Annotated in this window: 5 protein-coding genes; 3 read left to right on the top strand and 2 right to left on the bottom strand. The window is 65.0% G+C overall.

Annotated elements, in window-relative coordinates; all coding sequences use genetic code 11:
- A partial coding sequence (locus tag ACPYOD_RS18770; protein ID WP_481303207.1) for an RHS repeat-associated core domain-containing protein occupies nucleotides 1-978 on the top strand: 978 nt, incomplete at its 5' end.
- 8 nt (nucleotides 979-986) lie between these two features.
- Nucleotides 987-1,622, top strand: a complete 636-nt coding sequence (locus ACPYOD_RS18765; RefSeq protein WP_481303206.1) for a hypothetical protein — start codon at nucleotides 987-989, stop codon at nucleotides 1,620-1,622.
- A 33-nt stretch (nucleotides 1,623-1,655) separates the two neighbouring features.
- Here the strand turns inward: ACPYOD_RS18765 and ACPYOD_RS18760 are convergent, their stop codons facing one another.
- Nucleotides 1,656-2,426, bottom strand: coding sequence for an HD domain-containing protein (locus tag ACPYOD_RS18760; protein WP_481303205.1), 771 nt, complete (start codon nucleotides 2,424-2,426; stop codon nucleotides 1,656-1,658).
- A 183-nt stretch (nucleotides 2,427-2,609) separates the two neighbouring features.
- Here ACPYOD_RS18760 and ACPYOD_RS18755 point away from each other — a divergent pair, with 183 nt between their 5' ends.
- A complete protein-coding gene (locus ACPYOD_RS18755; protein ID WP_481303204.1) occupies nucleotides 2,610-3,476 on the top strand; it encodes an intradiol ring-cleavage dioxygenase in 867 nt (288 codons plus the stop codon).
- Nucleotides 3,477-3,478: 2 nt separating this feature from the next.
- On the opposite strand, the gene ACPYOD_RS18750 is transcribed toward ACPYOD_RS18755, so the two are convergent.
- Complete coding sequence (locus ACPYOD_RS18750) at nucleotides 3,479-8,209, bottom strand: autotransporter domain-containing protein (protein WP_481303203.1); 4,731 nt, start codon at nucleotides 8,207-8,209, stop codon at nucleotides 3,479-3,481.
- Nucleotides 8,210-8,235 lie beyond the last annotated feature (26 nt).

Genomic DNA, 8,235 nt, shown 5'->3' with positions numbered 1-8,235 from the left:
TACGCTTATAGTGCCGCGGGGCGGTTGATGTGGCAGTTCGAACCGGCGACAGGAACGGGTACCAACTACATTTATCTTGCGCAACGGCTCATTGCCAAGCATCGCAGCGATGCTTCCGGCATAAGCTATCTCTACACCGACCTGCTCGGATCGGTCCTCGCCACCACCGACGCCACCGGCAATCTCCGCTCCACGAACGACTATCGCCCCTACGGCCAGGTAGCACTGGGCGTGTCGACGGATGGACCCGGCTTCGCAGGCCATCTCGACGACACCGATTCCGGCCTGGTCTATATGCAGGCACGCTATTTCGATCCGGTAACGGGACGTTTCATCAGCGCAGACCCGAAGAACGTCGTTCCGGGCAACTGGGGCTCTTTCTCACGCTTTACCTATGCAAACAACAACCCGTATCTCTTCGTGGACCCCGATGGCTGGTCCCCGGGAATCCTCGGCGACCTGCGCCGGTCGACAAGGCCGTACATTGAAGAGGGCCGCCGGTTCATCACCAAGGTATCGCGTTATATTCTCGACACGGGCGACAAGACCGAAGTCAGCGTGGACGGCACTGTGAGCTATAACGGAGTCGGCGGTACGGCGAGCAAGGCGGTGTACAACGGCAGCGACTCGGTCAGTGCTTCGCCTGCGGGCAAGGGTTTTTCCATGGAGGTGTCCGCACACGTAAAGACGGAGATCGCATCCATCGATTTTTCCCCCGACACGGAACCCTCGCAGGTGAACTACATCGGCCACCTTTCAGGTTATGACATTGTCGGTGGCGGTGTGGAGGTGAAATATAACAAGGGCGGGAAACTGTCCGTCTCCGTACTCGCCGGCACCGGTGCGGGTGAATCAGCCTGGGGCGGCGAAGTCTCTATCGACGTCGAGAAGGCACAACGGGAACAAGCGCAAAGCGACATGGTTCGCGATGCGCAGGTGCGTCGCGAAATCGGCATGCCGCCGCCAACCGAGGATTGACCGCAGACATGTCTTCTTCCACACCGCTCAGCCCCGTCCAGTTCCTCGCGCTGTGTATTTTTGGGTTCATCCTGATAGTCATCGCAGCGCGGGTACTGTCCATGTGGTTCAGGCATCTTCTCGGACGCCATGGCGACATGGGGGAGCCTGGCCACCTCGGCATGGCGCACCTTCGGAGCGAGCAGCGTGTGCTGGCCGGGAGGCTCGAAACGCCTCCCGGCCTGGCTAAAGTGTTGGCCTGGATGCTACGGGTTTTCGAGGCGGTGCTTCTCGTCGCGATATGCGCGATTTTCTACATCGCGCTCTCCATGGGAGGCAACGAAGAGGCCGGTTGCATCGCATGCCTGCTGGATCCTGCGTCGAAGACGCCTTTGTTCTGGACAGGGTATGGTCTGGTCGTGCTGTGGATCGTGGTACCACGACTTGCCCAGACCATGGTGCTGCGTCACGATCCGCGCCAGGTTGAGGAGGAGGGCCGCTTCGACACTCGCCGCTACCGCATGGGACTGCGCATGATCTTTACGGACCATCCCAAGCCAACCGATGCCATCGCCCTTCGCTTGCGGGCGATATGCCGATGGCTTCTTCTGTTGGCCATCGTCGATGCGCTGGCCGTGGTCGTCCTGCTCATCCTGCAGCACTGATACGCGCAAAGGTACCCTGCACGACGCGGTCCGTCACTTGCCGCCGGCCCAGGGCGACTTGAGCATCAGGCTGCTGAAATCCCTGCGGACGAACTTGGGATCCTTATAGGCCATGACGTCCGCCAGGCCGGTGCCCTGGGTCGCCTCGGGGCGGTGCTTCAACCCGTTGTAGAGGGCCTGCATGAAATCTTCCGCGAAATGCGGCGGATGCGGATAGGCGGCTTCGACGGCGCCACGCTCCGTGGCGCTGAATCCATCGTAGCCTGCGCCCACCAGGTCCATGTTCGCGCCTTCGGCAAGCAGTGTGGCCACAGGGAACATGTGCGGTGAGATGCCGTTCGTCGTATGCAGGGCGATCGCCAGCCAGATGTCCTGGCTTTCCGCATCCGGCACGCCGTGCTCCTTCAGGAAGGCCCGTGCGGCATCCGCGCCGTCCACTTCGAATCGCGAATGACTGGCGCCATAGCGTGCCGTGAGTCCGTAGTCGTGGAACAGGGCGGCCACGTAAAGCAACTCGGGATCGAAGCTCAATCCTTTTCGCTTGCCGGCCAGGGCAGCCCAGTAATAGACACGCACCGAGTGCTGATAGAGGAAATCGCCTTCGGCGTCGTGAACCATTTGCGCGGCGTCGCGCGCCAGTTTGCTGTCGGGAATGCGCACGCCGGACACCTCGCTGGCGGCTTTGGGAACCGCACCGCCGGGACTGGATGCGGCCCTTTGCACAGCGGTGTCCATGGCCTGGACCGGAACGGCCAGGACGCAATACAAGGCGGCACAGAGGACGACGAATAGACGAGTCATCATGGTAGTGCTCCGCGACTGGGCGAAGTATAGGCCCCCGCTCTGTCACGGTGCTTGTAAATATCGGTCCGCTGAACGGTGCGCGACCGCCCCGAGCGAAAAGCATGTTTCGTCATAAACGAAACCGCGCGACAGGTATATACACGTGTGCCGCACACCGCACCTTACAGGCCTGTAACCCATCGCATGCGCAAGCTCACCGAAGAAAATCTCACCCATGCGGTGCTCGCCGGCATCGGCAACGATGTGGTGCCCCGCACGCGGCAGATCGCGGAAGCACTCATCAGGCACCTCCATGCTTTCGTCCGGGAAGTCGAACTGACCGAGGACGAATGGATGAAGGGCATCGATTTCCTCACCCGCACGGGGCACGCATCGACCGGAACCAGGCAGGAGTTCATCCTGCTTTCCGACGTGCTGGGCGTGTCAATGCTGGTCGATGCGATAAACCATCGCCGTCCCCACCTCGCCACGGAAAGTACAGTGCTGGGTCCGTTCCACGTGCAGGGAGCGCCCGTCCTTCCTTTAGGTGCCAACCTCGCCGACGGTGTGGAAGGTGGGACACCGACATTCGTGGAAGGCCGCGTGCTCGACGAGACCGGACGCCCCATCCCCAGTGCCAGCGTGGAGGTATGGCAGGTGCGCCCGGATCGTCTGTACGACGTGCAGGATGCCGAACAGCCGTCGATGCAATTACGGGGCGTGCTGCCGACGGACGGTGAAGGGCGATACCGTTTCCGCACCGTGCTGCCGGTGAGCTACACCATTCCCGAAGACGGACCCGTGGGCGAACTGCTGCATGCGCTGGGACGGCATCCGTGGCGTCCCGCGCACATCCATTTCATCGTGTCCGCGCCGGGCCACGAACGCGTGGTGACCCACCTCTTCGTCGAAGGCGATCCGTACCTCGACTCCGATGCCGTATTCGGCGTGAAGCACTCGCTGGTGACAGCCTTCGAGGAACACCCCGCGGGACCGGCGCCGGACGGCACCACGATGGACCACCCGTTCCGCGTCGTACGCTACGACTTCACACTCATGACGACCGCTTAGGATCAGAATGCGCAGTTAAGGCTCAACCGGGCCGACTGGTCCTTCGCGTCGCCGGCAAGCTGCCCGACGTACGACGCGTCGATGGTGACCGACTGTGCAGGCTTGAAGCGCAGGCCCAGCGTCGCAACGCCAGCGTTGTCGGCGATGGGCGTGCCCGCCACCTGGAACGCGTCGCCGCCGGTGGCGAAACGCTGGCGGCTGAGCGTGTCGGTGTCTCCCCATGCATGCTGCCAACCCACGCTGGCGAACACATCGACGCCACCTTCCGCGGAAAGCTCATGGCTGCCGCGCAGGCCCAGCGTGGCGAACGTCTGCGCGCTCTTATCGCCCTGGACGTCGAGCGCAGCGTCGCCGCCACGCTCGTGCAGCGCATTCGTGCGGAGCTCCTGGCGGGCCACATTGAGGTACGGCGACAGCGATGCGCGGTCGAAGCGGAATTCGTACGCGCCCTCCACGAACACCTGCGCCGAGCGCGCACGCGTGTCGCCGTTCAGGCGCTCGTTCATACCCGCGACATCGACCGTGCGATGCGTGTCGATGTCGCGGTGGCTGTACAGCGCACCGGCCTGGAGCAGCACGTTGCCGTAATGCCCGCTGCCATAGAGCCCGGCGGTACGCGTATCGCCACCGGCGGAATCGCCGCGGGCGGAAGCGGACACATGGCCCGTGCCGAGCGCGAAACCGATACGGGTACCGGCACCGACACCCGTATCCGCACCGACTAGCAGGCCGCCGCCGTTGGCGCGCAGGCGAGCGGCGTTGCCGTCGGCGTCGTGGTTGCCCCAGTGGCCCCATGCCGACGCCCAGGCCGCGGTCGCATCACCGGTGCCATCGGTATACTGGCTGAGCAGGTGCTGGTTGATCGCGTCACGCTGGTAGCGGTCGTCGTCGGCGATCGCGCCGCGCAGGTTGGCGTGGATCTCACCGGAAAGCGCGTCGAACGCCGTGCGCGCGCTGGCCGCATCGAGCCGCAGCACGGTCTCGTAGAGCGCGGTGCCCTGGTCGAGCGACTGCAGCGCGCCGGCGGTGGCGCGTTGGTTGCGCGTACTCGCCACTTCCAGGAACGACACGTCGTTGCGACGGAGCGTGAGGTTCACCGCGTTCGCCGTGTACGCAAGTGACGGCGTGAGGAACGCCAGGTTCGACGACACGTCGCCGAACGTACCGTCGACACCGCCGGCCGCCGACAGGATGGTGTACGTCGTGGATACGCTCCACTGACCGCCGGTACCGAGGCTGACGACGGAACCGCCATGCAGGTTGGCCTTTCCCCCGACCACGACCGTGTCACCCTGCCCCGCATCCGTCACATCCACGGCATAACGCGAGCCGGCCGCGAGGTCGAGATTGCCGTTGAACGTGAGCTTGCCGATGGCACCGCTGCCGCCGGGCGAAAGTTCGCTACCGGACGCCAGAGCGGCGCTCCCCGCCGTGCCCGTGCCGGTGAGCACCGCACCGCTGGCCAACGCAAGATTGCCGCCGAGAGAACCATCGAGGCGCAGCGTGCCGCCATCGATAGTGGTGGCACCGGTGAAGGCGCTGCTGTCGCCGGTCAGGTGCAGGCCGTTGGTTCCGAGCTTGTGGAAGGTACCGTCGCCGGACATCGTGCCGGCATAATCGACGTCGTCGGAACGATCGAGGACCAGCTCGCCATGGTTGGCGATGTTCAGCGGCAAGGTGCCGTGGGTGCCGCCGTCGCCGATGTGCAACGTGCCGTCGGCAATGGCGGTCAAGCCCGTGTTTGTGGCGGTGCCGGTCAGGGTGAGCGTGCCGGCTCCTGTCTTCGTGAACGATCCCGCGGCCAGCGTAGCGACGACGCCAGGCGGCGTGCCATCGGCGATGTCGCCCGTCAGCGTTGCGGTGCTACCCGCACCCACGTCGACGGTGGCGTCACCGGCAACCTTCACGGCATTCGCGAGCGACAGGCCGCTCGTACCGAAGGCGAGCGTACCGCCGCTCATCACGAGATCGCCCGTACCGAGGGCACCGCTATCGCCCACGCGCAGCGTGCCATCGCTGAGCCACGTGGAACCGCTGTAGCTGTTCGCATGGTCGAGCACGAGCGTGCCCGCACCGGTTTTCGTCAGCAATCCCGTGCCGGTGATCGCGCCGTTCCAGGCGAAGGCACTGGCCGCATCGTCGATGTCGATCGTGCCCGTCGAAGCCAACGACAGCGCGCGGTCCGTCGATGCGTACGCTGCGCCGGTGATGCGAAGGCTTCCGCCACTCAGGGACACATCGTTGCCAGCGTCGCCCAGGTTCCTGTCATCGCCGACGGAGAGCGTACCGCCGCTGACCGTGACACCGCCGGAGAACGTATTGACGCCATCGAGCACGAGCGTGCCCGCGTCGGTCTTGGTCAGCCCCGCCGTGCCGGCGAGCACCGAATCGATGGTGGCAACGAAACCCGCGCTTGCCGAGGTGCCGTCGCCCACACGGACGATGGCCGGGCCGCTGGGGGACACCAGATCCAACGCATCGCCCGTAATGCGATAACCGTCGCTCAGGAACTGCATGCCCGTGACCCCGACCGCACCGGCCGTGCCGTCGACGGTGACCGTACCGTTGGCGCCGCCGAAGATGGCGAAGCCTGGCTGTGGGTTCATGGGAGCGGTGAAGACGCCCTGCGCGTCGGTCCACGTGCTCGCGGTATTCGACCACGTGCCGTCGCCCCCGCCCATCTGCGTGGAACTGGCCAGCCCATTCGCGTTCCAGTAGTTCAGCGTGACGTTCGTGTAATCGATCAGGTTGATCTGCTTCTGGCCGACGAGCGTCTGCAAGGATATGACCCTCCCGGTAGGCTGGCTTCCGAGGAGAAGGAGACCGCCGTTGGTCGTGGTGAGCGTGCCGCCATAGGAGAAGAGGTTGTACACGCCGGGGCCCATGCCGCCCACGTCGGCGATGTTCAGCGTGACGCCGTTCAAGGCAAGGTTGCCACCCACGATCACCTTGTCACCCGCACCGCCAGCGCCGAATTCGGCGTCGAAGACCGTGCCTTGCGCCATGGTGAGGTCGCCGTTCACCGTGAGCGTTCCCACGGAGTTGCCGGGTGAGAGCACGCTGGCGGACAGCATGTCCACGCTGCCGCCGATCGTGCCGTGGCCGCCGAGCGACGCGCCCGCATCGACCTGCACCGCACCGCCGAGATAGGCCGCGGAACCCGCGGTGCCGCCGACGATGAGCGTGCCGTTCGCCACCGTGGTGGAGCCATGGAACTGGGAGCCATCGCCGTCGTACACCAGCTTGCCGGCGCCAACCTTCGACAACGTACCCGTGCCGCCGATGTCGCCGGCGAAGACGACATCGTTGCTTCGATTGAACGCAAGCAGGCCGTTCACGGTGGTATCCGCGTCCAGCGTGCCCGTGGTGCCGCCGTTGCCAACCATGAGCGAGGTGCCTGCGTCGATCTGCACGCCCTCGTTGTCGGCCAGCGCGCCATCGGCGCGAAGCGTGCCCGTCACCGTCGCGCCCTGCATGGTGTTGAAGGTGGCTGTCCGCAGGGCATGTACCGTCCCCGCCACGGTGAGCGGCATGGAGTCCGCGAGCGAGATCGTGCCAGCCGTCAATGTGCCGAGGTTGGCGATAGCGTTGGCTGCACTACTCAGCACCAGGTCGCCGCCGACGGTGCCCGAGAGCGTATCGGCGTTCACACCGCCCGCAATCTGGTGCACCGACGACGTGGGTATGTCGAGCGTCAGCGTGGACGGCGTAGTGACATCGCCGGCGAACACGACTGCGCCGTCGCTGTGGATCGACGCATTGCTGATTACCTGCAAGGAAGCCAGGGACAAGGCGCCTGCGGAGTGCAAGTCCACCGTGTTACCGGTCAGCGCAACGTTCCCGCCGAAGGCGTTGCCGACGTTGGTGAGCGCGATGTCGCCGGCTGTCAGGACGGAAAAGTCGTGCGCGCCGGTTACCGCACCCACGAACGTGACCGGTCCAGCGTTGCTGATCACGGTCGTGTCGTTCGCGAGCGACACCGGAGTGCCATAGTGCTGGGAGCCCGTCGTGTGCAAGGTACCTGACAAGGTGGTGGCGCCCGGATGGTCGAGCGTGAGCGATCCGTTGAGCTGGACGCCCTGCAGGATGAGGTTGCCGGTGTCGGTGCTGCTGGTCACATTGCCCGTGCCGTCGATGGCGGCGATGGTCAGGCTCTTTCCGGCTGCCGCCGACAAGTCGATGGCTGCGGTGCTGCCATCCAGTTTCACCTCGTCGATCGCCGCATTGTCCATGGCGCCCGCCTGCACGTCCGAACCGTCCGCGACTTCCACTGCGCCGTGGATGTGGGAACCCGTCGCCATCGTCAGCGTGTTGTTCACGCCATGGAAGAGGATGGCCGATGCGTATGCGCCGCCAGTGAGGCCGCCTTCGATCGTGCCACCGTTCTGGATCGTGCTGGAACCTTGAATGACGATGCCGATGCCGGCGACGCCAGTGCCGGTTCCGGCGCCACCGCTGATCGTTCCGAAGTTGGTTACGGTGAGGTCGGTGGCAAGCGCGCGGATACCCGCTCCCGCCTCGCCGGCACCGCCCGGCGTGTTCGCGTTGCCGCCCGCGCCACCGGCACCGCCGGTGATCGTGCCAAAGTTGTCCACCTTGACACCACTGCCGTACAGCAACACGCCGTCGCCGCCACCGCCACCACCACCACCGAACGCCTGGAAGTTCAGATCGCCCGCACCGCCGGCGCCGCCCGCGCCACCGGTGACCGTGTTAGTCACGTCGACCGACATGTTGATACTGTCTCTTATACACATCT

The organism is Luteibacter sp. HAY1-4A, from assembly GCF_056755355.1.
This window is presented reverse-complemented; position numbering and strand designations above follow the sequence as displayed.